At 42.5% G+C, this 25,869-nt stretch carries 20 protein-coding genes and 1 pseudogene; 7 read left to right on the top strand and 14 right to left on the bottom strand.

Annotated features, from left to right (window positions below; all coding sequences use genetic code 11):
- Positions 1-73 precede the first annotated feature (73 nt).
- From spx to mutL, 6 genes are all read right to left on the bottom strand, one after another.
- Complete coding sequence (spx, locus tag O3626_RS05335) at positions 74-472, bottom strand: transcriptional regulator Spx (protein WP_150906729.1); 399 nt, start codon at positions 470-472, stop codon at positions 74-76.
- 87 nt (positions 473-559) lie between these two features.
- The gene (recA, locus tag O3626_RS05330; protein ID WP_371495702.1) at positions 560-1,705 is read right to left on the bottom strand and encodes a recombinase RecA; all 1,146 of its coding nucleotides are present in this window, start codon (positions 1,703-1,705) and stop codon (positions 560-562) included.
- A 46-nt stretch (positions 1,706-1,751) separates the two neighbouring features.
- A complete protein-coding gene (locus O3626_RS05325; RefSeq protein ID WP_125329284.1) occupies positions 1,752-3,020 on the bottom strand; it encodes a competence/damage-inducible protein A in 1,269 nt (422 codons plus the stop codon).
- 356 nt (positions 3,021-3,376) lie between these two features.
- On the bottom strand, positions 3,377-3,952 hold the full coding sequence (locus tag O3626_RS05320) for a DNA-3-methyladenine glycosylase I (protein ID WP_371495700.1): 576 nt from the start codon (positions 3,950-3,952) through the stop codon (positions 3,377-3,379).
- A 9-nt stretch (positions 3,953-3,961) separates the two neighbouring features.
- Complete coding sequence (gene ruvA, locus O3626_RS05315; RefSeq protein ID WP_003002260.1) at positions 3,962-4,555, bottom strand: Holliday junction branch migration protein RuvA; 594 nt, start codon at positions 4,553-4,555, stop codon at positions 3,962-3,964.
- Between the two features lie 20 nt (positions 4,556-4,575).
- Positions 4,576-6,519 (bottom strand): DNA mismatch repair endonuclease MutL, encoded by a 1,944-nt coding sequence (mutL, locus tag O3626_RS05310; protein ID WP_254728763.1) that lies wholly within the window; start codon positions 6,517-6,519, stop codon positions 4,576-4,578.
- A 247-nt stretch (positions 6,520-6,766) separates the two neighbouring features.
- Between mutL and O3626_RS05305 the strand changes: the two genes are divergently transcribed.
- Positions 6,767-7,207, top strand: coding sequence for a LytTR family DNA-binding domain-containing protein (locus O3626_RS05305; RefSeq protein ID WP_371495697.1), 441 nt, complete (start codon positions 6,767-6,769; stop codon positions 7,205-7,207).
- The gene (locus tag O3626_RS05300; RefSeq protein ID WP_223325819.1) at positions 7,201-7,656 is read left to right on the top strand and encodes a DUF3021 domain-containing protein; all 456 of its coding nucleotides are present in this window, start codon (positions 7,201-7,203) and stop codon (positions 7,654-7,656) included. The genes O3626_RS05305 and O3626_RS05300 overlap by 7 nt, the downstream gene beginning before the upstream one ends.
- 357 nt (positions 7,657-8,013) lie before the next feature.
- On the opposite strand, the gene mutS is transcribed toward O3626_RS05300, so the two are convergent.
- Together mutS and argR are read right to left on the bottom strand one after the other, a co-directional pair.
- The gene (mutS, locus tag O3626_RS05295; protein WP_371495695.1) at positions 8,014-10,563 is read right to left on the bottom strand and encodes a DNA mismatch repair protein MutS; all 2,550 of its coding nucleotides are present in this window, start codon (positions 10,561-10,563) and stop codon (positions 8,014-8,016) included.
- 131 nt (positions 10,564-10,694) lie between these two features.
- Complete coding sequence (argR, locus tag O3626_RS05290) at positions 10,695-11,135, bottom strand: arginine repressor (protein ID WP_003009125.1); 441 nt, start codon at positions 11,133-11,135, stop codon at positions 10,695-10,697.
- Between the two features lie 104 nt (positions 11,136-11,239).
- Here argR and argS point away from each other — a divergent pair, with 104 nt between their 5' ends.
- Positions 11,240-12,928 (top strand): arginine--tRNA ligase, encoded by a 1,689-nt coding sequence (argS, locus tag O3626_RS05285; RefSeq protein ID WP_223325817.1) that lies wholly within the window; start codon positions 11,240-11,242, stop codon positions 12,926-12,928.
- 152 nt (positions 12,929-13,080) lie between these two features.
- Positions 13,081-13,326 carry a MarR family transcriptional regulator gene (locus tag O3626_RS05280; protein ID WP_371495692.1) on the top strand — a complete coding sequence of 82 codons (246 nt, stop codon included), beginning with the start codon at positions 13,081-13,083 and terminating at the stop codon, positions 13,324-13,326.
- Between the two features lie 194 nt (positions 13,327-13,520).
- On the opposite strand, the gene nrdI is transcribed toward O3626_RS05280, so the two are convergent.
- From nrdI to malQ, 6 genes are all read right to left on the bottom strand, one after another.
- Positions 13,521-13,976, bottom strand: coding sequence for a class Ib ribonucleoside-diphosphate reductase assembly flavoprotein NrdI (gene nrdI / locus O3626_RS05275; RefSeq protein WP_045760033.1), 456 nt, complete (start codon positions 13,974-13,976; stop codon positions 13,521-13,523).
- Between the two features lie 61 nt (positions 13,977-14,037).
- The gene (locus O3626_RS05270; RefSeq protein WP_049471796.1) at positions 14,038-14,550 is read right to left on the bottom strand and encodes a hypothetical protein; all 513 of its coding nucleotides are present in this window, start codon (positions 14,548-14,550) and stop codon (positions 14,038-14,040) included.
- 417 nt (positions 14,551-14,967) lie between these two features.
- Positions 14,968-17,775, bottom strand: coding sequence for a GbpC/Spa domain-containing protein (locus O3626_RS05265; RefSeq protein WP_049506248.1), 2,808 nt, complete (start codon positions 17,773-17,775; stop codon positions 14,968-14,970).
- Positions 17,776-17,998: 223 nt separating this feature from the next.
- Positions 17,999-18,175 carry a hypothetical protein gene (locus O3626_RS05260; protein ID WP_371495689.1) on the bottom strand — a complete coding sequence of 59 codons (177 nt, stop codon included), beginning with the start codon at positions 18,173-18,175 and terminating at the stop codon, positions 17,999-18,001.
- A 281-nt stretch (positions 18,176-18,456) separates the two neighbouring features.
- Positions 18,457-20,715, bottom strand: a complete 2,259-nt coding sequence (gene glgP, locus O3626_RS05255) for a glycogen/starch/alpha-glucan family phosphorylase (RefSeq protein WP_315375846.1) — start codon at positions 20,713-20,715, stop codon at positions 18,457-18,459.
- Between the two features lie 43 nt (positions 20,716-20,758).
- On the bottom strand, positions 20,759-22,288 hold the full coding sequence (malQ, locus tag O3626_RS05250; RefSeq protein ID WP_315375845.1) for a 4-alpha-glucanotransferase: 1,530 nt from the start codon (positions 22,286-22,288) through the stop codon (positions 20,759-20,761).
- A 449-nt stretch (positions 22,289-22,737) separates the two neighbouring features.
- On the opposite strand from malQ, the gene O3626_RS05245 reads away from it, so the two are divergent.
- The 3 genes and pseudogenes from O3626_RS05245 to O3626_RS05235 form a co-directional block, all read left to right on the top strand.
- Complete coding sequence (locus O3626_RS05245) at positions 22,738-23,994, top strand: extracellular solute-binding protein (protein ID WP_023919928.1); 1,257 nt, start codon at positions 22,738-22,740, stop codon at positions 23,992-23,994.
- A 127-nt stretch (positions 23,995-24,121) separates the two neighbouring features.
- Positions 24,122-25,417: an ABC transporter permease subunit gene (locus O3626_RS05240; RefSeq protein WP_371495686.1), complete on the top strand. Its 1,296-nt coding sequence runs from the start codon at positions 24,122-24,124 to the stop codon at positions 25,415-25,417.
- A 1-nt stretch (position 25,418) separates the two neighbouring features.
- Positions 25,419-25,869 (top strand): annotated as a pseudogene (locus O3626_RS05235) (sugar ABC transporter permease); the annotation flags it as partial.

Here is a 25,869-nt window from a genome sequence, read left to right as displayed (position 1 = left end):
AGTAAACTGCTTTTCATTCCGATTTTTAAAAAGAAAAAAATCAGAAACAAATTGTTTCTGATTTTCAATCGCTTTAAAGAGCTGCACGCATCCGCGCTTCTGTATTTTCTACATTTCGAACTGATCGTGGCAAGAAGGCACGAATATCGTCTTCTTTGTAGCCCACTTGGAGACGTTTGTCATCTACCAAGATCGGACTTTTAAGAATACGAGGTGTTTCCATGATGATGTCAATGACTTCATTGACACTCAAGTCTTCGATGTCCACTCCTAGATTTTTAGCGTATCGATTTTTTGAAGAGACAATACTTGCCACTCCATTTTCAGTCTTTGTAAGGATATCCAATAATTCTTCTTTGGTGATCCCTTCCTTACCGAGGTTTTGTTCTTTATAAGTTAGCTGGTGAGCGTTGAGCCAAGTCTTTGCTTTTTTACAGCTGGTGCAACTTGACACTGTATAAATTTTAATCATGCATGCACTCCTTTCGCTACACGATAATACTATCGTATTAAATTATAACACAAAAACCATCAGTCTAGCGACCTATTTTGAAAAAAATTAATCTTCAATTTCAATCGCGTCATCTAAATCTAGAGTTACTTCTTCTACGACAGGAACTGCTTCTTCAGTTTTATCAAGGGTTTTCACTGCTTCGTCTTCTTCGATCAAACCAAAATGAACCCGAACCTTGTGGTCGATTTCGTCAAAAATTTCTGGGTGGTCAGCCAAGAATTTCTTAGCATTTTCAGATCCTTGACCAATTTTTTCGCCATTATATGAGTACCACGCACCCGCTTTTTGGATGATATCCAAATCTGTTGCAATCTTCACCAACTCACCTGTACGTGAAATTCCTTCTCCGTACATGATTTCAACCATGGCTTCTTTGAACGGTGGAGCCACCTTGTTCTTCACAACCTTGATCTTGGTTTCCTTACCAACGTTGGTATCTTTTTGGTCCCCAGTACCTTTGATTTGAGTATTTCCACGAACATCTAGACGAACAGAAGCGTAGAATTTCAGGGCACGACCACCAGGTGTGGTTTCAGGGTTCCCAAACATGACCCCAACTTTTTCACGCAATTGGTTGATAAAGATAGCAATGGTCTTCGTCTTATTGATCGAAGCTCCGAGTTTGCGCATCGCTTGGCTCATCATCCGCGCTTGCAAACCAACGTGGCTGTCACCGATATCTCCATCGATTTCTGCGCGTGGAACCAAGGCCGCGACAGAGTCGATAACAACCAAGTCAACGGCCCCAGAGTCGATCAATTTACCAGCAATTTCTAGTCCTTGTTCCCCTGAGTCTGGTTGAGACAAGAGGAGTTCATCGATATTAACCCCAAGAGCTGCTGCATAAGATGGATCCAAAGCGTGCTCGGCATCGATAAAGGCAGCAATGCCTCCTTCTTTCTGTGCTTGCGCTACTGCATGGAGGGCAACGGTTGTTTTACCAGATGATTCTGGACCATAGATTTCGATGATCCGACCCTTTGGATAACCACCAGCACCCAAGGCAATGTCAAGCGCCAAGGAACCTGAGCTCATGACTTGAACTTTTTGCTCTGCGCGTTCGCCCAGACGCATGATGGATCCTTTACCAAAGTCTTTTTCGATCAACTTTAGGGCATCATTGAGCGCTTTTTCACGCTCATCTCCGAATTTCTTAGAGATATCATCTAATTTTTTCTGTTTTTTCGCCATTCTTTTCTCCTATATTCAAAGCGTAATGTTTTACACCTTCTTTTTATTATAGCAAATTTTCATCTAATAATACAGTCTTGCGTACCAGATTAAAGGCATGTAGGACTGCAACTTTACGAACATCCATACGACTCCGGCCAGCGATATTGACCTTGATTGATTGGACTCCTTTTGGACCTGCCACTCCAATAAAGACAGTCCCTGCCGGGTGGCCTTCTAGACTGTCTGGACCGGCAACACCCGTCAGACTGACTCCATAGTCAGCCCCTGTTAAGAGGCGGGCCTGTGACGCCATCCGCTCAGCTGTATGGGCAGAGACCACGCCATGTTCTCGTAACTCAGCTAGGGGGATTTGGAGCATTTTGCTCTTTTCCTCTATGCTGTAAGTGACGAAACCTCCTGGCAAGACCGCTGAAGCTCCTGAGAAATTAGCCAGAGTCGACTGGAACATCCCTGCCGTCAAGCTCTCCGCTGCGGTCAGGGTCAAGCCTCGCTCACGCAAGAGTTCAAAAGCCATCTTAGCTAGGGAATTGTCATCTCCATAGCCATAGAAGAGCTGGCTCAAGGGTTGGCCATCTAAGGTCTCATGACGGAGAATCACTTGCTCCAACTGATCCAATTTCTGATCTGCCAGCTCTTGTGACGAAGCCTTGGTCGACAAGCGCAAGGTCACTTCTCCGGTCTTGGCATAAGGAGCCACCGTCGGGTCTGTTTGGCTATCAATCACATCCGCTAGGACGGTTACCAGCTGGCTTTCCCCGATTCCAAAGAAGCGCAAGACGCGTGAGTAGAGCTTCTCTCCTGTCGCTAACAGGGGCACCAACTCATCCGTAACCATGGGTTTCAATTCACTCGGAGGGCCAGGCAAGACCACATAGCTAATGCCCTCTACTTCGACCAGACCTCCCACTGCCAAACCGGTTAGGTTTTGGAGGGGCTTAGAACCCGTTACTATTTGCGCTTGTCTTAGATTATTGGGCGTTCGGACATGGTCTGGCCGACTGGCAAAGAAGCGATCCAACTTGGCCATGGCTTCGGGATCAAAGGTCAAGTCTCTATCCAAGAACTGGGCTAGGGTCTGCTTGGTCAGATCGTCTTCGGTCGGTCCGAGACCTCCTGTGAGGATGACGAGATCACTTCGATCACGCGCAATCCCAAGAACAGACAAGAGGCGATCAGCATTATCTCCAACTGCAGTTTGGAAATAAACGTCGATCCCTAGGCCGGCCAACTTTTCTGATAAGAATTGCGCATTGGTATTGACAATCTGTCCTGTGAGAATTTCGGTTCCCACTGCAATGATCTCTGCTTTCATAACGCCTCCACTTATACTATTCGTAATTTTTCTTCATTGTAACACAAAAACAGAAAAATCGTAGAAAAAAGAGAGCCTCTCAGCTCTTCTTTCATTTTTTAAGTTCACGAATAATCATAACAGGAATGGTGATAATTCCGAAAAAAACATACAGTATAGTCCATTTGATTAACATTAATAAGGTCTTCATAATTTTCCCCTGGTTAGTTGTTTTGATAGTAGCTATAGATACTTTGATTAATCCAGTAGCTTTACATATCATATTATAAATTATTTGTTATAGTTTTGCAATAAATATTTTTCTCTGTAATACAGTATAATTCAATTTCTAATTAAATTTGGAATTACACGAAAAATCATTTTTCTTTTATGGATTTTCCCTTCCATTCACAAGCATTCTCATGATCATTGACCAGGCCTGCTGCTTGTAGGTAGGACAGGACCGCAACGGGACCTGTAAACTTGAAGCCCCGCTTTTTGAAGTCCTTGGCTAGCTTCTCAGAAAGAGCTGTCTTCGCTGGAGCCTGTCGGTAATCTGAAACATCATTGAGGATGGTTTTCCCATTGACAAAAGACCAAAGATAAGCATCAAACGATCCAAATTCTTCCTGGACTTGTAAAAAAGCCTGAGCATTGGCCCGTGTCGCAAAAATCTTTGCACGATTGCGGATGATGGCTGGATTGTCTAACAAAGTTTCCAGTTCAGAGTCGGTCATCTCTGCGACGCGTTGAAGGTGGTAACCATGAAAAGATTCTCGGAAAGCCTGCCGTTTATTGAGGACCGTTTCCCAAGATAGACCGGCCTGATAAGTCTCCATACAGAGCAACTCAAAAAGCGCCTGGTCATCATGGAGGGGCCGACCCCATTCTTCATCATGGTAAGCTACATATAACGGATTGGTCATTTTGACCCAGCCACAGCGTTTTGGCATCTTCTTCTCCTATTTCACCAACATCTTAAGGGCAGACTTGATGTAGTTTTCAGCAGTATCAGAAGTTCCTTCAAAGAATTTCTTGATTTTCTTAAGTTCCGTTGCCTTGTAGCCCAATGCCAACATGGCTTCCATAGCTTCTTCAAGGGCTTGGTTTTCTTCTGCAACTTTGGCTTTGGACTGAGCCGGTGCATCTTCTAGATCAAGATTGATCTTACCTTCCAGATCCAAGACCATCTGTTGGGCTGTTTTCTTGCCGATCTTTGGAAACTTGGTCAAGTAGGTAATGTTCTTGCTTTCGATGGCTTGGACAAGGCCTGCATTATCGTCTGCAGCAATGATAGCTAGAGCTGAGACAGGTCCAATCCCAGAGACTGAGATCAAGTTTAAAAAGAGCTGTTTCTCTTCTTCGGTCGCAAAGCCATAGAGAAGGTGAGCGTCTTCCCGAACCACTTGGTGCAGATAGACGTGCACCTCTTGATTCATTTTGCCAGAGTAGGCATAGGGATTGGCCACATGCAAGAGATAGCCGATTCCAGCTGTTTCTACCACGATGTATTTGGCGGTAATTTTCGTTAAGATTCCTTTAATGTATTCGTACATAAGATTCCTTTATCGTTTACTTAATATTTGCCCAATTCCCGCAGGCTAGTGTGATTTTCTTGAATGCGTCGGAACATCTTTTCCATATCTGACTTGGTAAAGTTAACCAAAACCGGACGGCCATGAGGGCAGTTATAAGGGTTGTCACATTGGGACAGTTGATAGATGAGATCCCGTGCGGAGTAATCATCCAGTGTATGATTGGCCTTGATGGAGCGTTTGCAGGACATCATGATGGCCAACTCAGCCCGGTATTTCTTGATGGACACTTCCTTGGTCAAGAGGAGCATGTCACACATTTCATAGATACCCGACTCGATCTCTTCCTCCTTCATCCAGATCGGATGCTCCCGTAAGATCAACTGGTTGGCTCCGTACTCTTCTAAGTAGACGCCTACTTCTTCTAGAAGGTGCTTGCGCTGTTGCAGGCGGATCAGATCGTCTGTAGGGAATTCAAAGATATAAGGCACCAGCAGTTGTTGCTGACTGCCGTCTACGTCCCCGATGCTCTCCCGATATTCTTCGTATTTGACCCGCTCTTGGGCCGCGTGCTGGTCAATGATATAAAGGCCCCCATTGCCTTGGGCAAAGAGATAAGTTCCATGCATCTGACCAAAATATTCCAACTCTGGGAAGGTCGAATGTTCTTCCCCATCCAACTTATCATAGACCTTGTCTAGACTAGCCAGATCCAACTCTGGGTGATCCAGTTCATCATAAACCGCAGTCTTTCTTTCCGCAAACTTGATCGCGCTTGTCGGTTTTTCTACTGGGTTTTCTTGGCTTGTAGAATCAGCAGCCACCTCATCTGTTAGAGGCAATTGAGGATCTGCCACTTCTGGTCGAAGCTTGAAATCTTGGCTTTCTCGATCATAATAGAGACGGTTTTCTTTTAAAGGCAGGGTTGTCTGTACTGGCTTTTCTGTTCGGCGAATGGTCGACTTGGCTAGATTTTCTAGAGCATCTGGAATCAGGTCCTGCTCTTTCAAAGCATTCGCAATCGCCTGGGAGATCAAGGCCATTAATTCCCGTTCTTTGGAGATACGAACTTCTTGCTTGGTAGGGTGAACATTGACATCGGCTAAGTAAGGGTCGATCTGGATATTAATGATCGCGAGTGGAAAGCGACCCACCATGAGTTTACTGCCGTAGCCATCTAAAATAGCTCGATTGAGCAAGAAATTCTTGATGTAACGGCCGTTGATAAAGAGGCTGATGTAATTGCGATTGGCACGAGTCAATTCAGGCAAAGACACAAAGCCCGTCACTTCAAAATCTAGGTCGCGATTTTCAATGGCCACCATCTTCTTGGCAGATGCGAGGCCATAGACACCCGCAATGGCTTGCCGGAGATTACCCGTCCCCGCTGTTTTGGTCATTTCTTTTCCATCATTGATCAAGGTAAAGGCAATCTCAGGATGGGCCAAGCTCAAGCGGTTGAGAATATCCACGATATGGGATAGCTCTGCCTGCTGGCTCTTTAAATACTTGAGACGAGCAGGGGTATTAAAAAAGAGATCTTCCACTGTGATCTTGGTCCCGACAGGGCTTGTCGCTGGCTCCAATTCCTCAATTTCGCCACCCTTTGCGACCAATTTGGTCCCGTGGGCAGCTCCTTCTTGCGCCGTTAGAAGGGTTAGAATACTGACAGAAGCAATGGAAGGCATGGCCTCACCACGAAAACCAAGCGTTCGAATACGAAAAAGATCTGCTTGACTCTTGATCTTACTGGTCGCATGTCGACGGAGGGCCAAAGCAACCTCATCGTGCGCAATTCCTTCCCCATTATCTGTAATCCGAATCGACTTCAATCCTGCTTCTTCGATTTCAACAACAATCTGGCTAGCTCCAGCATCGATCGAGTTTTCAACCAATTCCTTGACCACACTAGCAGGTCGTTCAATCACTTCACCTGCCGCAATCTGATTGGCTAGGACTTCTGGCAATTCAATAATCTGTGACATAGCTGCTCCTTTACCTATTTTTTCACCGATACATGTAGCTCTATTATACCACAGATCCACAAGACTCCCTTTCTTAAAAAATAGAGACTGATCCCGTCTTCTTCCCTAAAAACCGCATAGGCAAAGAAAATGACCACATAAACAAATCCCCTTGTCTTCCCTTTGGAAAAAGTGTTTAATAGTAGTGTAAAGAAGGAGCCGGGCTAGCAGGCTAACCGACTTTACCTAAGGAGGGAGAAAATATCTTATGAAAGTAGAAGTACACATTGATTCCCACTTCCAAGAAGAAGCGGTGACGATTACAGCACCTACACTATCTACGCGTGTAGAGAGAATCCGTGACTTTGTGGAAGAATTGGATCAAAAAGGGCGCTTACGTGCCAAAAAGGATGGGGAGGCTTACCTGATCGAAAGCCAGCTATTCCAACGTTTTTACATTGAAAATCGGCAAGTGATTGGTGAGACCATGACAGATCAATTTATCCTGACTGGACCACTCTATCAACTATCTGAAGGCTTACCGACCTTCTTTCTCAAAATTTCCCAATCTGAAATTATCAACACAAAAGAAATCGATCACCTGCACTTCACTAGTGGAGGATCGGTTCAAATCCATCTCAAAAATGGGAGCCTGACCTACTCCTCCCGTCGTTATTTAAAAGCCATTAAGGAGAAATTATCATGCTAAAACAATCATTTTCTGACGCCCTAAAAGGGATTCTCATCGGGCTCATTCTATCCATCTTCTTTTCCTACCACTTCTCACCTGAGTTATACCTTCCCTTAAGTCCCAACTCTACAGTCGGCCGCTGGATGTTCTTGCATCATGTTCACGGCTCACTGGTCATGCTCTATTGCGTCCTCGTTTGGGGTGCGATTGGGGTTCTCTTTAGCTTGGGAAGTCTCCTCTTTCAAAAAGACTGGAGCCTCTTGCGGGCTACTCTGAGCCATTACCTACTCATGTTACTTGGCTTTATTCCCCTAGCCACCTTGGCCGGCTGGTTCCCAGCACGACTAGGATTTTACCTCTCGCTCATTGTCGAATTCACCCTCGTTTATGTGATCATCTGGTTGGTCTCTTATCATTTTTACAAAAAACAAGTACAAGAAATCAATCAAAGCATTACTAACCACTAAAAGAAAAGATCCTCGCCGTCACGAGGATCTGAAAGTGGAGATAAGCTGTTCTTTTATACAAATCTAATAAATTCTATAAAAATTATACTCGTTATAGTTATTCAATCATCTACTGAAACTTTCCGCTGTGAGAAAAGTGCCTGAAACACAAACGTTTCAGGGGCACTCGGGAGTTTTTAGAGTAAAACAGTTTAGGAAACTGTTTTAGCCTGAGCCCAGAAATTAAAGAGCGAAGGGGCTCAATAATTAGTCATGGAACTTCCTAGAAGTTCGCTGACGTCCGTACTCACTTAAGGAAAGTTTCTAAGATGACTTTGTCTTTAATAAAAGATCCTCGCTGTCACGAGGATCTTCTTTTTACAATTTCTTTTTCAATTCGGCGACTGCCATCATGACTTCCATCGGAGTCATATTGTAGAGATCCAGATTCTTCAATTCTGTGATCACTGTACTTTCTGTTTCTTCCTCAAAGAGGGACATTTGTTCAGCAACCTGTGAAGGTACTTCCTTTTTAGGGGTTGCATCCGCAAGCGGTACTTGCTGGGCTTGTCCTTCGAGCTTGGTCAAAATCGCATCCGCCCGCTTCAGCAATTCTTCTGGCAAACCAGCGATCTTGGCCACGTGAATCCCATAGGACTTATCTGCTGGGCCGGGTTCAATCTTGTGCAAGAAGGTAACCTGACCATCTCGCTCCAAGGTCGCAACATGGACATTTTCCAAGCGAGACAAGGTTTCTGAAAGAGCCGTCAATTCATGGTAATGGGTCGCAAACAAGGTCTTAGCTCCGGTCCGATCATGGATATATTCGATGATGGACTGGGCGAGGGCCATCCCATCATAGGTCGCCGTTCCCCGTCCCAACTCATCAAATAAAATCAAGGACTGGGGCGTCGCCTTGCGAATGGCATGATTGGCTTCCATCATTTCCACCATGAAGGTAGACTGCCCCGATACCAGGTCATCAGCAGCTCCGATTCGGGTATAAATCGCATCAAAGATTGGCAACTCGGCCTTTTGCGCGGGTACATAGGAGCCAATTTGGGCAAGAATCACAATGATCGCCAATTGGCGCATATAGGTAGACTTCCCGCTCATATTTGGCCCCGTAATCAGCTGAATATCCCGTTCTTCATCCATAAAGATGCTATTCGGAATATAGGACTGGGCTCCCATGACTTTCTCGACAACTGGATGGCGACCTTTGTCGATTTCAATTCGTCGTTCTTCATGAAAAAGGGGACGATTCAACTGTTGCGACTCAGCAACACTGGCCAAACTTTGTAAAACATCAACCGTTGCAATCGCCTGAGCCAACTGTTGCAAACGCTGGATATATTTGCCAACTTCTTCACGAATCCGCATGAAAATCGTATATTCAAGGCTGGCAGATTTCTCACGCGCCTCAAGCATATCTCCTTCGATACGTGCCAATTCCTCCGTACCAAAGCGTTCTGAATTTTTCAAGGTCGCCTTGCGGAAAAAATGAGCAGGAACGTGGTTCAATTGAGAATTGGTGACATGGAAATAGTAGCCATCCTTCTTGTTATAATCGATTTTTAAACCGGTAATGCCACTGGCTTCGCGCTCCTTGGCTTCAATCTCTGCAATCCAACCAGTACCATCCCGAAGAACGACACGGTATTGATCCAATTGCTCGTCAAACCCAGTTCGGATGATATTTCCCTCTGTAATAACAGCAGACGCTTCCGGAGCAATAGCTGAGGTAATCAAGCGGTGTAATTCGGGAAGTTCATCCAAGCGTGCAATCAAGACATCTAAGACTGGATCACCAATCCCCAGTAGAATCGACTTGATCGTCGGCACATGACCCAGAGTATCTCCTAGCTGCAAGAGATCCTTAGGATTGATCTTGCCAAAGGAAACCCGACTCGCTAAGCGTTCAATGTCATAGACCCCTTTGAGGCTGTCGGTCAAATCGCTCCGTTCAAAGAAATGATCCATAAAGACCTGAATGATGTCCTGGCGCTCTCGTATCCGTTTCAAATCGACTAAGGGTTTCTGAATCCAGGACCGCAACAAACGACCGCCCATGGCCGTCTTGGTTTCATCCAAATACCAATACAAGCTACCATGTTTCTTCCCAGTCCGCGCATTCTCTGTCAAATCAAGACTAGCCTTGGTCGCAAAGTCCATCTGCAAGAAATCGCAAATCTCATAATGATGGGCTTTTTTGAGGTGGCTCAATTCCCGCATTTGTGTCTGGTGGACATACTGGAGAAGTTTTCCAGCCGTTTTCTTTTCTAGCTCACTCAACTGATCCCCTAAGAGTTGAACATCGTCGAGCGCCGTCTCTACATGTGACAACAAGAGATTCATCTGGCTAACAAACACACGCTCTTCCTGTTCTGGCAACTCATAACCCAGGACCACCTCACGCGCACGTAAATTGCGGATTTCTCCACAAACCATGCTAAAATCATTGAGGGTCGTCACCTGAAACTCCCCTGTCACCAGATCCATATAGGCTAGCCCATACTCATTTCCTGAACGATCCAAAGCAACCAGGAAGTTATTCTCACTATCTGGCTTGGTCGAATCCACCACTGTACCCGGTGTAATCACCTGTACGACTTCACGCTTAACGACCCCCTTGGCTTCTTTGGGGTCTTCCATTTGTTCTGCAATCGCGACCTTATAGCCCTGTTCAATGAGAACATCGATGTACTGCTGGGCCGAGTGGTAGGGAACACCCGCCATAGGGATCGGATTCTCTGCATTTTTATTCCGTGAGGTTAAGGAAATCTCTAAAATTTGAGCCGCATTCACTGCATCTTCATAAAATAATTCGTAAAAATCTCCCATTCGAAACAGCAAAAAGGCATCCGGATAGTCTTTTTTGATATCTAGATACTGCTGCATTCCAGGGGATATTTTCTCTACTGCCATACTTCTTTATTCCTTACTCTTGCACCATTTTCTGATGCAAGCTCCATAGATGAAAACAGGAGTAGATAGCTCACTATCTTCCTCCTTTTGACATCTTAACGGGGTATTTTCTTTCTTTTCAAGGGGTTTGATTACTGCATCATCCCTAAAATTTCATTTTGAATTTCAATGGCTGCATCTTGGTCTCGACAGACAATCAAGAGGGTATTGGCCCCTGCTACTGTCCCCAAAATACGCTCATCTGACATCTCATCTACACCATTGGCCAAGAGAGCTGCTTCTCCTAGCTCTGTCCGCAAGACCAAGGTGAATTCTGCCCGTGAGACAGACTTGGCATGGCTGGACAGCATAATATAAATCTCTGCCACCTCAGGCTCATTTGGCAAAATATAATACAATTGATCTTTTCGCTTCACCTTGACCAGACCTAGATCCCGCAAATCACGTGAGAGGGTCGTTTGCGTTACTGCAATTCCTTTTGCTTCTAAACGATCCTGAATCTCTTTTTGCGTGGACAGTTTTTCATTTCGAATCATCTGTTGAATCAAAAGGTGACGTTCTGTCTTTTTCATTGGACCTCCACTTTTGAATAAATATACTTTAAATTATACCAAAAAAATTGAAAATTCGCTCAGAATTGTGTTAAAATAATAGTTAAAAGGACTAAGGAGCTAATATGAACAATAAAGAACTCATTGCTAGTGAATTGGCCAAAGTGATTGACTCTCTTGACCAAGATGCTATTTTAAATTTGCTTGAACAACCAAAATCATCTGATCTTGGTGACATTGCTTTTCCAGCCTTCTCACTTGCAAAAGTGGAACGCAAGGCTCCTCAAGCAATCGCTGCAGATATTGCTGAAAAGATCAACCAAAGCGCCTTCGAAAAAGTTGTTGCAACTGGACCTTACGTGAACTTCTTCTTAGACAAATCTAAGATCTCTGATCAGGTGATCAAATCCGTCATCGAAGCAGGGGCAGACTACGGTCAACAAGACGAAGGTCATGGCCAAAACATTACCATCGACCTTTCAAGTCCAAATATCGCAAAACCATTCTCAGTTGGTCACTTGCGCTCAACCGTTATCGGGGATGCTCTTTCAAACATCTTCCGCAAAATGGGCTACAACACGATTAAAATCAACCACTTGGGAGACTGGGGTAAACAGTTCGGTCTCTTGATGGTAGCCTACAAAAAATGGGGTAGTAAGGAAGCTGTCGAAGCCAACCCAATCGATGAATTGCTAAAACTTTACGTTCGGATCAACGCTGAAATCGAAAACGATCCTGAGCTTGATGATGAAGGACGTCTCTGGTTCAAGAAACTGGAAGATGGAGATCCAGAAGCGACTGAGTTGTGGCAATGGTTCCGTGACGAAAGCTTGGTAGAATTCAACCGTATCTACAAACTCCTCGGTGTTGAATTTGACAGCTTAAACGGAGAAGCTTTCTACAATGACAAGATGGATGAAGCTGTCCAAATTCTTGAAGACAAAGGCTTGTTGAAAGAGTCTAAGGGAGCTAGCATCGTTGAGCTCGATGATGTCAACCTTCCACCGGCTATGATTAAGAAATCAGACGGTGCCACTCTTTATATCACTCGTGATATCGCAACCGCTATCTACCGTGCACGGACTTACAACTTTGTGAAAAACATCTATGCTGTAGGTCAAGAACAATCTAACCACTTCCGTCAATTGAAAGCTGTTTTGAAGAAAATGGGATTTGACTGGAGCGATGATATGGTTCACGTTGACTTTGGTTTGGTGACAAAAAACCGCCAAAAATTGTCAACTCGTAAAGGAAATATCATCCTTCTCGAACCAACTCTTCAAGAAGCCATCTCTCGTGCCAAAGCTCAGATCGAAGAAAAGAATCCTGAACTTGAAAACAAGGAAGAAGTGGCACATGCAGTCGGTGTTGGTGCGGTTAAATTCTACGACTTGAAGACAGACCGCCGCAATGGGTATGACTTCGACCTCGAAGCCATGGTATCCTTCGAAGGAGAAACTGGACCTTACGTTCAATACGCTTACGCTCGTATCCAATCAATCCTTCGTAAAGCCAACTTCACACCATCTACAGATGCGACTTACAGCTTGAGCGACCCAGAAAGCTGGGAAATCATCAAGCTTCTCCAAGACTTCTCTCGTGTCGTGAAACGTGCCGCTGAAAACTATGATCCATCCTTGATCGCAAAATATGCTATCAACTTGGCTCAAGCCTTCAACAAATACTATGCACACACTCGTATCTTGGATGAAAGCCCAGAACGCGAAAGCCGTCTTGCTCTTAGCTACTCAACAGCAGTAGTCTTAAAAGAAGCCCTTCGCTTACTTGGTGTCGATGCACCTGAGAAAATGTAATTTCTTATCTATGATGGATAAGTAGAACATCTCTTATGGGAGTGAGAGGAGAAACTAAATGCGATTCAATTTAGTTCTTTCTCACTCCTTTTCTCATGCCCAATGTCTTTCATTCTCTATATTTTCAGATCCTTTATATACAGGAGAAATCTATGAATCAAACCGTTTACATCTTAATCCTCATCAGTTTAGTGATCCTCTTTTTATTTAACAAGTACGAAAGAGAAAAACTACAACGGCTCTTACAAGAGCAACTCTTGAAAGATCAAGCTTTCAAAGATAGCATCAAGGAAAAAATCCGAGAGACCGACAATATCAACGACGTCATCCATGCAATCAACAAGGACTATCGATTGGGACTCCTACTTGCTAAAGAAATCACTGAAAAATTAAAATAAAGCGTAAAAGAGAGAGTGGGACAGAAATCGGTAATTCGTTAGAATTCGATTTCGTCGTCCCACCTCCGCACAGTTGAGTAGGGCTGTAAAAGCTGATGAAATCAGCGTAGTAGAGCCCACTCAACCACTGCGTCTTGCTCGACAATCCAAAAACAATTAAGAGGCTAGGACTTTTGTCCCAGCCTCTCTTTATTTTAAAGATGATACAAATCTTCTACAATGGCGGCTACTTTTTTAATATCTCCCAACATCCCCCGCATTTCAAAATCGGCTAACATAGGGAAACCAAAGCGTTGGCTGTACTGCTTAGCGGTTAAACAATATTGATTGTTAAAATTCCGATTGCCTGATCCAACCACTCCTAAGCACTTGCTGGCGTTGTCTCCATAAGCAATAAAATCTGCGACATCTGTCGTCAAAATTTCCACATCTCCATTGTCAACACCATTTCCACCCTCCAAATAGGTTGGCAAAAAAGTGATAAAAGGGTTGGTCATTTCAAAGAAGGGCTGGCCCTCTTTGACCAGGTCTTTCACATGCACTTTCTCGATTTCAAGTCCGGGATGAGCTTCCAGCAAATAGTCACTTAAGCGACGGACAAAACTCTCTGTATTTCCACTCAGACTAATATAAACAAAGGATACTTTCATCTTTTTTCTCCAATCAAGAAGCTCTCTTATCCTCTAAGAGAGCTCCATTCAAACTTATCTATTATGCCGCTTGAGCTTTTCTCAAACGCAAGGTTTTATACAAAACAATTCCAAGGAAGAGAAGAGATAAAGCAGTCAAGAGTAACAAAGCAATGGATGAAGATGCCAAATATCGTTGGCGAAGGGACGGGTTTGAAAAACTAGCTAATAGTGGACGCCCTGCAAAATAATTATAGCAAGAGAAGGCTTGACTTAATAAAATCTGCCCCATGTAAGTATAATGGGCTGTTAACAGATCCTGCTTCATAAAGAGGAAATAGAAAGTTGCAAGCAAAGCAATCAGAATCAGGGAAACAAATAAAAAGGTTAGTGGAGACTGATTGAGTTGGGCCGATTTCTCATAATATGTCACGTAGTCAGCCTTGTCTTGAGCCGTTGTTAAACCAAGTTGTTTCGCAAAATCATCTGTCAGCTCAAAACTCTTTGAAGCTCCAAAGGTTGAGACAGCTGATGTTAGGGTTCCAACCGTAGAGAAAAATAACAGGATGTAAAGATAGATAGGTTTCTTTTTCATACAAACTCCTTTTCATTTCTTACACCCTATTATATCGCGATACAGATAGAAAGGCAAGCACCTCAAAACCGTGGAAGCACTTGCCTGATCACTGATACGTTCAAATGAAATTCATTTGGAAAATAATGGGTGCAAAAGATGAAAAAGATATCACAACTGTATGATTAGAGATCTAACGAAGTCCGATAAACTTTCATTCGAACAGAACTAGTATAGCGGATTTCCCTCTATTTTAGTCCTTTATTTGTATTCTGCTTGATTTCAACACCATTTAGTCTTTGAAACCCATTTCTGTTCCTTATCCATAAACTATTCTGTCCTTTTTCGCAACTATTTGGTCATCACTCCATCAAAAAAGCCAGAAGGACTTGCCTTCTGACTTTTTTTATTTAGATGAATGAACGAAAGAAATAAGAATTAATCTTCTTTTTTCTTGCGAGCAAGACCCAATCCAAGCAATCCAGCCATCGCACCTGCAAGAACAGCTGCAGCTGAGCTTTCTGTACCTGTATTTGGAAGCGCAGGTGTTTGTGGTTGCGCAGGTTGTACAGGTTGTTCCGGAACTTCAGGAGTTGGTTCGGTTGGAACCTCTGGAGTTGGTGGAACGATTGGTGTAGGTGGAACAATTGGTGTTGGTGGGTTGTATGGAGTTGGTGGAGTTGGAGGAACTGGTGTTGGTGGGGTTGGAATATCTGTTTCCGTTACCACTTTATTCTTATGCCATTTCACTTCAGCTTTTTCCGGTTTCACCGGATTTGGAACGACTTCCGGAGTTGGTGGAGTTGGAGCCTTTGGTGGAGTTGGAGCTTTTGGTTCCTCCACATCGACCGTAATCACAGTGTAGTTAGGTGCTGTTGGCGGAGTTGGTGATTTAGGTTCTTCTGGTTTCGTTGGCTCTGCAGGTAGATTTTCCACTGTAATCGTTGGTGGTGTTGGTGCCTTAGGTTCTGTTGGTTTTGTTGGCTCTTTTGGCGCTTCACCTGGATTTTTTGGAATACCAACATTTGAGTTAATCGCAAACCAGTAAACCGTTGGCTGACCAGCAGCATTAGCTCCATTGGCCGTAAATACCAAGTGACCATCAGACATCTTCAAGCCTGCCCCACCATAATAGAGGTATGGAGAAGATGGATTGTCCCAACCTTCAAGAGTCGTTGAAGATTCACCATTAAAGATTGATCCGTGTTCAATGTATTGGTTATCTTTAAATGATGTTACCTCTTTTGTAGCAGAATCATAAGTAACACTTGAATTTGGAATTGGAATGTATTTATTATTCCCAACATTTACAGATTCTTGGTGCTCTACATTTTCAAATTTCTTCTTAGGAGTGAAGATGATCCGTCCTGAAGTTGGATCAATCGTATAAGAACCGATCACATCATCTTTACCATCTAATGTGAATTCATCTGTTCCGATATCATGACCATTCCCAGCTCCTGAAGCATTAACAGATGTTGCATCAATCACAGTTTCTTCACTAACTGCAAATTCGCTGCCATTCCATGTTGCGTTTTGAGCCACAATCTTAATCGGATTTTCAGCAGAGATAGTGACGTCCGCAGTACCAAAGTCAGCTGTTCCATTTTTAACTACAACAGCATTGTTTTCAATGCTCATTGATGAACCATCTGCATATGGGTTCCAAGTTCCACGAACGGTGTTGCCATTTTTATCTTTAGCTTCTACTGTAAGGGCACGAGGTTTATCCCCACTATCTACATAGGAAGCACCCGTCCAGTGGTTAAGGGAGTTCAAAGCGACAATCGCATTGTGCTGTGTCAAATCAAACTTATTGCCATCACCATCATAGAATTCAACATCTACAGCAACTTTAACTGGTTTATTTTGGTCTGTTGAAGCACCGACTGTCATAGTAACAGTTGGGTCCGCACTAATAGCTGCAATTCCTTTGCCATCATTTGATGGGAGACTTAGAATCTCATAACGGTAAATCACGCGCTTGATTGGATGCATATCCTTTTTATTTTCACGCATGCTGGACTGATTCAAATTGTCATAGGTTACAACAAATTTGTCACCTTCTTTAATTTGAATAAATTCAGTTTCATTATTGGCCCAAGGACTAGTTGCTACAATATCTGAAGCTTCCAATTTATTGGAATCATACTGATGCACATTGCTGGTATTCAAACGAGCTTGGGCATCACGAGTGAGATAAGTACTGATACCATCAATGGTATGAGTAGCTCCACCTTCACGTTGGAAGGTCAAATCTTGAACAGTTTCAACATCTTTTAGATCTTGGAAACCATTATCATTCATGTATTTATCATAGGCTGCTTTAGCATCTTTGTACTGTGCCAAAGCTGTTTGATATTCAGCAAGTTTTGTTTGATAAGTAGCAAAATCTTTGCCGTATTGCTCTAGGTCTACATTGTATTTTGCAAGCTCAACTTCATACTTAGCTTTAGCAGCATCTTCTTCTGCTTTCTTAGCAACTAACTTACCATAAGCTTCTTTATCTTTATCGTATTGAGCTTTCTTAGCTTGGTATTCTTGTAAATCTTTGTCATATTGCGCTTTAGCTGTATTGTAAACAGCCATTTCTGCTTCATACTTAGCTTTAGCTTCAGCATTGGCCTTATCCGCTGCTGCTTTTTCTGCTAGTTTAGCATCGTAAGCTACTTTTTTCTGATTGTATGCTGCTAAGGCTGCTTTATAAGCTGCTTGTTGGGAATTGTAGTCTTCTACTTGTTTCTTGTAAGCTGCTTCTGCTTCTGCATTTCTCTTTTCAATCAATGTGATTTCTTGAGATTTTGCTTCATACTCAGCTTTGGCCTTTTTGTAGTTTTCAACGACTGTGTTGATTTCAGCTGTTTGAGCTTTGTTATCCGCTTCTGCTGCTGCGATAGATGGTTGGACTTTTTCAGCTTCTTCTGTAACGGTCACACCTTCTGTAGCTGCATCAGCTTTTGCTTTTTCAAGTTCCGGTGATTCTACATAAGTAGTCGTAACTATTTTATTTCCTTCTGTCACAGTTGTAGATGTCAACTTAGAACTTGTTGCAACAGCTGCATCGCTTGTTGCTGTATCTGTACTGGTTGCTTCAGTAGAAGGGGCTGTAGCTTCATCCGCTTTCACTTCTGCACCGTAGGTATTGACGGTAGCCAATCCAGCGATGGCCAATGAAACAACACCAACTGATAACTTACGAATTGAAAATTTTTCCTGCTTCGAAACATGTTCACGATAGCTTCTCATTTTCAAAACTCTCCTTTTTGTTTAAAAAAATCTCACTGTAGAGGCAAAAATATGCTACTTTCAGTTATCTCTATTGTATCACAATCAACCATTTTTAAATATTTGTCGATTTAATTTTTTATTTTACTTTAAATATATAACAACTTGAAACGCCAAACTTTCAAGTTCTTCTTCATCTTTTGGTTGAAAATATATGTAAATAGACTTGAAAAAACCTTTATTTTCAAAGGTTTTCAAGCCACTTTCTCTTTTTATAAATTTCACCGAAAGGCTTTTTAAGGGGAAGTATCTTTTTATACCAATAGATTAGATTTGAAGTTTGAAATGAAAAATTATGTAATATTTTCCCCGCCATATCGGAAAAATTCAAAAAAACAACAAATTTTAAGGAATCAGCCATTGCTTGAAACCCCTTACCTAGACCTTAGTTAGAGCTATTTTTTGAGGGCGGTTATTCCCTTTTATTTCGAAAAACGAGCACATCGTTTTTTTTCGATGTCCCCTTCACTTTGTCTCAGAAAGCAACATGAAAATCAAGGGCAAATTGAAAGAAAATCTCCTCCCACACTCATGCACCATCTGTAGCTACGCTCCTCCCAATCTCTAGTCCTTTCCAATTTCCTCCCCCAATTCTATAAAAAAAGACCAGGGTCCTAAGAACCTTGGTCTAATAACTAGTAATTAGTTTAAGTGCCAGATATCTTCGTTGTACTGAGCGATCGTACGGTCAGATGAGAAGAATCCTGCTTTCGCAATGTTAACGATGACTTGATCCAACCATGCATCACGGTCTTCGTAGTCAGCCAACATGCGTTCTTTGGTTACAATGTAGTCTTCCAAGTCAAGAAGAGTCATGAACCAGTCTTTGTTGATCAATTCATTGTGAAGACGAGTCAAGCGTTCTTTGTTCCCAACTGCAAGAACGGCATCGCTGACGATGAAGTCTACCAATGGTTTGATGGCTTCACGTTCATAGAAATCTGCTGATTTGTATGCTGATTTGGCATAAAGATCGATAACAGTTTCTGAATCTTCACCGAAGATGTAGATGTTGTCACGTCCAACCAATTCAGCGATTTCCACGTTGGCTCCATCCATCGTACCAAGTGTCAATGCACCATTCAACATGAATTTCATGTTACCAGTACCTGAAGCTTCTTTCGAAGCAAGAGAGATTTGCTCAGAAATATCGCTAGCTGGGATCAAGTAGCTTGCAGCAGTTACGTTGTAGTTTTCTACCATAACAACTTGCAAGTGTGGAGCTACCGCTGGATCGTTTGCAATCACTTCTGTCAAGCAAAGGATCAAGTGGATGATATCTTGTGCAATGGTGTAGGCAGGAGCTGCTTTACCACCAAAGAGAACAGTGATTGGACGAGCAGGGATATTTCCAGCTTTGATGTCCAAGTATTTGTGGATTACATACAAAGCGTTCATTTGTTGACGTTTGTATTCGTGAAGACGTTTGATTTGGGTATCAAAGATAGAATTTGGATTGATTTCCACACCTTGATGGTCTTTCAAGAAACGAGCCAATTTGCGTTTGTTGTGAGACTTGATGTTTTCCAATTTTGCTTTGACTGCATCTTTATCTTCATAAGAAAGAAGGTCTTCCAATTTAGATGCGTCATGGTGCCAGTCACGTCCGAGGATATCATCCAAGTAGTGTGACAAGGTTGGGTTAGCATGCATGAGCCAACGACGGAAAGTGATACCGTTTGTTTTGTTGTTGAATTTTTCAGGGTAAATGTCGTAAAAGGCTTTCAACTCAGAATTCTTCAAGATTTCTGTGTGAAGTGCTGCTACCCCGTTTACGCTAAATCCATAGTGGATATCCATGTGTGCCATGTGTACGCGATCATTCTCATCGATGATTTGAACAGCTGGATCTTTGTATTCAGCGCGAACACGGCGGTCCAATTCTTCAATGATTGGAACCAAGTGAGGAACCACTTCTTGCAAGAATTCAAGTGGCCATTTTTCAAGGGCTTCTGCAAGGATTGTGTGGTTAGTGTAGGCCGTCATGCTACGAACGATAGAGATAGCTTCATCCATTCCAATACCACGTTCTGTCAAAAGACGGATCAATTCAGGGATGACCATTGATGGGTGAGTATCGTTGATTTGGACAACAGCATAGTCAGCAAGGTCATGCAAGTTGCTTCCTTTTTCGATGGCTTCGTCGATGATCAATTGTGCACCATTTGATACCATGAAGTATTGTTGGAAGATACGGAGCAATTCCCCTTGACGGTTACTATCATCTGGGTACAAGAAGAGGGTCAAGTTACGAGCGATATCTGTCTTGTCAAAGTTAATACCATCTTCAATAATAGATGAATCAACTGAATCCAAGTCGAACAAACGCAAACGGTTCTTGGTATCAATCTTGTAACCAGGGACATCGATATCATAAAGGGTAGAAGTCAATGTGAAGTGTGCAAATGGCACTTGATAGCTACGGCTTGAACGAACGAGCCAGCTTTGGTCAGTCAACCATGCGTTTGGAATCGTTTCTTGTTGGTTGTTTTTAAGGACTTGTTGGAACAAACCAAAGTGGTAGTTCAAACCAACCCCATCCCCTGTCAAACCAAGGCTTGAGATAGAGTCGATAAAGCAGGCCGCCAAACGTCCCAAACCACCGTTACCAAGTGATGGTTCCAATTCCACTTCTTCTACTTCGATCAAGTCTTTACCAGCATCTGACAATTCTTTTTTAACATCGTCGTAAAGACCCAAGTTGATCAAGTTGTTAGACAAGAGTTTACCGATCAAGAACTCAGCTGAGATATAGTAAACTTTTTTCTTACCAGTATTTAATTTCTTTTGAGCGCTTGCTTGCTTGGTGTAATTAAGCAAAGCAATGTACAATTCTTCATTTGAACATTCTGCAATTGTTTTTTGGTGATGATCAATCACATATTTTTGTAATGATTCCATGTTTTAAAGTCTCCTTTGTTTCAACAATTTTAATAGGGAAAGATTATTTTTCTGCTTTCTTAACTTCTTTTTTCAAGTCTTTATTTTCACGACGATAGATCGTAGTGAAATCAAGCAATTCTTGCTCGACAGCTGGAGTCAATTGATCCTCTGTCATCCGCCATGACCAGTTACCACCGAGAGTAGATGGGAAGTTCATCCGAGCTGAACCATCCAATTCGAGCAAGTCTTGCATAGTAGCAATCGCCATGAAGCTGACGGAAGCAAAGACTGTACGAAGCATCGCATGCGGTACAGATTCGTACTCTTTCCGGTTAGTATAACGGGCAAGGTACTCACGAGTTGGATCGTCGATTTCATTGCGGTACCATCCAAGAACTGTGTTGTTATCATGTGTTCCTGTATACATCACAGAATTGTTTGGTGCCAAGTGAGGGCTATCGATACTTTCATCGTCCGGATTGAAGGCAAATTGAAGAATCTTCATTCCTGGGAAGCCAGTGCTTTCACGAAGTTCGATGACTTCATCTGTCATAAAGCCAAGGTCCTCAGCGATGATGTTCAAATCACCGAGCTCTTCCTTCACAGCTGCAAAGAGTTTGTAGCCAGGACCTTTAACCCATTTACCTGGTGCTGCTGTATCTGATCCAGCAGGGATTTCCCAGTAAGACTCAAAACCACGGAAGTGGTCGATCCGCACGATGTCGTAGATCTTGAAGCTTTCACGCAAGCGTTCAATCCACCATTGGTAGCCATCTTTGTCCATTGCTTCCCAGTCATAGATTGGGTTCCCCCAAAGTTGACCAGTTGCTGAGAATTCATCTGGCGGGCATCCTGCGATGCAAGTCGCTTTCCCGTTTTTATCTGTTTTGAAGAGATGAGGGTTCGCCCACATGTCACTTGAATCTTCCGCTACATAGATTGGCATATCTCCGACGATTTCAATGTGATGGTCATTGGCATAAGCTTTCAAGGCCAACCATTGTTGGAAGAAGAAGAATTGAGTCACACGATGGTAAGTCAATTGATCCGCCAATTTTTCACGGTATTGAGCCAAAGCTTTTGGTTCACGTGCACGAATAGCTGCATCTGGCCATTCTGTCCAAGCTTTTAAATCAAAGTGTTCTTTGATAGCCATGTATTCTGCAAATAGTTCCAACCAAGAAGCATTGGCTTCGCAAAAGGCTTGGAATTCTTTTTGATCACCTGATTTCAAGAAGTTCGCAACGGCTTTTTCAAGTAGCGGACGACGTTGTTCGAAAACCTTTGCATAATCCACTTGAGTAGGATCTTGACCAAAGTCCACTCCTTTAAGATCTGCTTCTGTCAACAAACCTCGTTCAATCAAAAGATCGAAATCAATAAAATGAGTGTTCCCAGCAAAAGCTGAGAAAGATTGGTATGGAGAATCTCCATAACTAGTTGTACCAAGCGGCAAGATTTGCCAGTAACGTTGCTTGGTCCGAACGAGGAAATCAACAAAATCATATGCTGATTGACCGAATGATCCGATCCCGTATTGTCCAGGAAGGGAAGAAATGTGCATCAAAACACCACTTTGACGTTTTTTCATGGGTTACCACCTTTTTTTATTTCTTTGAAGCCTGCGATTCGGTGCACGGTATGGGTATCGTTGCAGAGTCGTATCCAGCTCTCAAGCGGCTCTACTCTTTGTTAAAAATCGAACAGGCGCAACTCAGTTTACGCAATTTTTGCGAAAACGTTTGCGTACCATGTTATTATAAACTTTTTCCCTATTTTCTGCAAGGGATTTCTTAAAAACTTTTTTAACTTTTTTCAGAATGTCCTCACCCCCTTAGTGTATTCTTTCCTTTGGCTAATGTCAACAAATTTGATGCATTTTATAGAAGAAAGTTCGGAATTAAAATATTTTTAAAAAAATTGTTTAAAACTACTTGCAAACGTTTTCGCCTTGTGATATACTTAAGACGTTTTAGGAAAACGTTTGTCTAAAACGGTTTCTAATTATTATCTTTTTTTATTCTTTAGGAGGAATAAATCATGAAACGTACAATTTTACGTAGTGCTGCTGTACTTGGTACAGTTGGTTTTGCCGGCTTCTTACTTGCTGCTTGTAGCAATAACTCATCAGGTTCTTCTGAGGCAAGTAAAGAAATCAACGTCTATGTAGACAAAGGCTACAAATCTTATGTTGAAGAAGCTGCAAAAGCTTTTGAAAAAGAAAATGGCGTAAAAATTAACATCAAGACTGGTGATGCTCTTGGTGGATTGGATAACCTTTCTCTTGATAACCAATCTAAAAAAGCTCCAGACGTAATGATGGCTCCATACGACCGTGTAGGTGGTCTTGGTAGCGATGGTCAATTGGCTGAAGTGACATTAAACAAAGATAGCCATACAGATAAAACAACTGAAGCTCTTGTAACAAACGGTGGTAAAGTTTACGGTGCACCTGCTGTCATCGAAACATTGGTTCTCTACTATAACAAAGATCTTGTAAGCGAAGCTCCAAAAACATTTGGTGATCTTGAAAATCTTGCAAAAGATAGCAAGTACGACTTCGCTAGCGAACCTGGTAAAACAACTGCCTTCTTAGCTGACTGGACAAACTTCTACTACACTTACGGTTTACTTTCAGGTAACGGCGGTTATGTGTTTGGTAAAGACGGTACAGATCCTAAAGATATTGGATTGAACAACCAAGGTTCTATCGATGGTATCGAATATGCAAAAACTTGGTATGCTAAATGGCCAAAAGGTTTGCAAGATACAAAAGCTGCTGCTAACTTCATCCAAACACAATTCCAAGAAGGTAAAACAGCTGCTATCATCGATGGTCCTTGGAAAGCTGCTTCATTGAAAGAAGCTAAAGTAAACTACGGTGTCGCAACGATTCCAACTCTTCCAAACGGAAAACAATACTCTGCCTTTGGTGGTGGTAAAGCTTGGGTTATCCCTGCAGGTGCGAAAAACCTTGATGGCGCTCAAAAATTCATTGACTTCTTGACAAGTACTGACCAACAAAAAGCTTTGTTTGACAAGACCAATGAAGTTCCTGCCAACACAGAAGCTCGTAAATATGCGGTTAGCAAAAACGATGAATTGACAACTGCCGTTGTTGATCAATTCAAGAACGCTCAACCAATGCCAAATATCTCAGAAATGAGTGCTGTTTGGGATCCAGCTGCTACTATGCTTTTCGATGCTGTAAGTGGTAAAAAATCTGCAAAAGCATCTGCTGACGATGCAGTGAAATTGATTAAAGAAACCATCGAACAAAAATTCGGTAGCAAATAAGACAGTTTTTAGGTGTGAGTAAGAGGTTGGAGACAAGGTCCCAACCTCTTATGTTCAATTTTCAAGCACAACTTACTGTCTGACTTGTCTTCTTGCTCTCTAGCAAGGACATTATAAGGAGATTTGAATGACTACAGAACAAAACCCTAAAAAGGCTATGTGGCTCTCTTTGATCCCGGGTCTTGGGCAAATTTATAACAAACAAAAAACCAAAGGCTATATTTTTCTTGCCGTAACTGTTCTCTTTCTCGCCTATTTCCTAGGAATCGGAGCTGGAGAATTAGCGAAATTGGTTACACTTGGAACCGTCCGTGGACAAGATAATTCTCTCTTTATCTTGATTCGTGGTGCCTTCCACTTGATCATTACCATTGTTTACTTCCTATTTTATGCCTTAAATATTAAGGATGCTGGAACCGTTGCAAAACGTATCAACAATGGCATTGCTGTTCCAAAAACTGGAAAAGAAATGGTTCAAGCCATCTATGAAAATGGCTTCCCATATTTATTGATCATCCCTTCATACATTGCTATGACATTTGCGATTATCTTCCCAGTTTTAGTAACTTTGATGATCGCCTTTACCAACTACGACTTCAAACATACCGCTCCAACAACCTTGCTTGATTGGATCGGGTTCCAAAACTTCACTAATATGTGGACCTTGAGTACCTTCCGCTCAGCCTTTACATCGGTTCTTGGCTGGACCTTGATTTGGGCCCTCGCAGCTTCTACTCTTCAAATCGTACTCGGTATCTTGACCGCTATTGTTGCAAACCAACCATTCGTAAAAGGAAAACGAATCTTTGGGGTTATCTTCTTGCTTCCTTGGGCTGTTCCAGCCTTCATCACTATCCTAACTTTCTCAAATATGTTTAACGATAGTGTCGGTGCTATCAATGCACAAGTTATCCCATTGTTTGCGAAGATCTTCCCATTCTTAGATGGCGTTTTGATTCCTTGGAAAACAGATCCTACCTGGACAAAAATTGCTTTGATTATGATGCAAGGTTGGCTCGGCTTCCCTTACATCTACGTCTTGACTTTAGGGATTCTTCAATCTATTCCAAACGATCTTTACGAAGCTGCTTATATTGATGGTGCCAACGGTTGGCAAAAATTCCGCAGCATCACTTTCCCAATGATTATGGCTGTTGCAGCTCCAACTTTGATCAGTCAATACACTTTCAACTTTAATAACTTCTCCATCATTTACTTGTTTAACGATGGGGGACCTGGTTCTGTCGGAGGAAACGCCGGTTCTACAGATATCTTGATCTCATGGATCTACAAGTTGACAACCAATTCTTCTCCTCAATATTCAATGGCCGCAGCGGTAACCTTGATTATCTCTGTGATTGTGATCTCAATCTCTATGGTTGCCTTCAAGAAACTACATGCATTTGATATGGAGGATGTATAAAATGAAAAATTCAGTTCAATTTAAACGCCGCCTCAATCATTTCTTGACTTACCTGTACATGGTGGTTCTTTCAATCGTTATCATTTATCCATTGTTGATTACGGTTCTATCAGCCTTCAAATCAGGGAATGTCAGTGCCTTTACACTTGATTTTAGTGGCAATCTTAGTTTTGATAACTTCTCAAAACTTTTCTCTGAAACTCATTATGGCACTTGGTATATGAACACCTTGGTTATCGCCATTATCACCATGATTGTACAAACAAGTATAGTTACCTTTGCAGGTTACGCATACAGCCGTTACAATTTCTTGGCGCGTAAACAAAGTTTGGTCTTCTTCTTGATTATTCAAATGGTCCCAACCATGGCAGCCCTCACAGCCTTCTTCGTTATGGCTTTGATGCTGAATGCCTTGAACCAACCTTGGTTCTTGATCTTCCTTTATGTTGGTG

It is taken from the genome of Streptococcus sp. 20925_1_77, assembly GCF_041432125.1.
GTDB lineage: Bacteria > Bacillota > Bacilli > Lactobacillales > Streptococcaceae > Streptococcus.
The sequence above is the reverse complement of the archived record's forward strand: the minus strand, read 5'-3'. Positions and strand labels throughout refer to the sequence as shown.

Coding starts and splice junctions, on each gene's coding strand:
- spx (WP_150906729.1), bottom strand. CDS start 472: ATGATTAAAATTTATACAGTGTCAAGTTGCACCAGCTGTAAAAAAGCA.
- recA (WP_371495702.1), bottom strand. CDS start 1,705: ATGGCGAAAAAACAGAAAAAATTAGATGATATCTCTAAGAAATTCGGA.
- O3626_RS05325 (WP_125329284.1), bottom strand. CDS start 3,020: ATGAAAGCAGAGATCATTGCAGTGGGAACCGAAATTCTCACAGGACAG.
- O3626_RS05320 (WP_371495700.1), bottom strand. CDS start 3,952: ATGCCAAAACGCTGTGGCTGGGTCAAAATGACCAATCCGTTATATGTA.
- ruvA (WP_003002260.1), bottom strand. CDS start 4,555: ATGTACGAATACATTAAAGGAATCTTAACGAAAATTACCGCCAAATAC.
- mutL (WP_254728763.1), bottom strand. CDS start 6,519: ATGTCACAGATTATTGAATTGCCAGAAGTCCTAGCCAATCAGATTGCG.
- O3626_RS05305 (WP_371495697.1), top strand. CDS start 6,767: ATGAAAGTAGAAGTACACATTGATTCCCACTTCCAAGAAGAAGCGGTG.
- O3626_RS05300 (WP_223325819.1), top strand. CDS start 7,201: ATGCTAAAACAATCATTTTCTGACGCCCTAAAAGGGATTCTCATCGGG.
- mutS (WP_371495695.1), bottom strand. CDS start 10,563: ATGGCAGTAGAGAAAATATCCCCTGGAATGCAGCAGTATCTAGATATC.
- argR (WP_003009125.1), bottom strand. CDS start 11,135: ATGAAAAAGACAGAACGTCACCTTTTGATTCAACAGATGATTCGAAAT.
- argS (WP_223325817.1), top strand. CDS start 11,240: ATGAACAATAAAGAACTCATTGCTAGTGAATTGGCCAAAGTGATTGAC.
- O3626_RS05280 (WP_371495692.1), top strand. CDS start 13,081: ATGAATCAAACCGTTTACATCTTAATCCTCATCAGTTTAGTGATCCTC.
- nrdI (WP_045760033.1), bottom strand. CDS start 13,976: ATGAAAGTATCCTTTGTTTATATTAGTCTGAGTGGAAATACAGAGAGT.
- O3626_RS05270 (WP_049471796.1), bottom strand. CDS start 14,550: ATGAAAAAGAAACCTATCTATCTTTACATCCTGTTATTTTTCTCTACG.
- O3626_RS05265 (WP_049506248.1), bottom strand. CDS start 17,775: ATGAGAAGCTATCGTGAACATGTTTCGAAGCAGGAAAAATTTTCAATT.
- O3626_RS05260 (WP_371495689.1), bottom strand. CDS start 18,175: ATGGCTGATTCCTTAAAATTTGTTGTTTTTTTGAATTTTTCCGATATG.
- glgP (WP_315375846.1), bottom strand. CDS start 20,715: ATGGAATCATTACAAAAATATGTGATTGATCATCACCAAAAAACAATT.
- malQ (WP_315375845.1), bottom strand. CDS start 22,288: ATGAAAAAACGTCAAAGTGGTGTTTTGATGCACATTTCTTCCCTTCCT.
- O3626_RS05245 (WP_023919928.1), top strand. CDS start 22,738: ATGAAACGTACAATTTTACGTAGTGCTGCTGTACTTGGTACAGTTGGT.
- O3626_RS05240 (WP_371495686.1), top strand. CDS start 24,122: ATGACTACAGAACAAAACCCTAAAAAGGCTATGTGGCTCTCTTTGATC.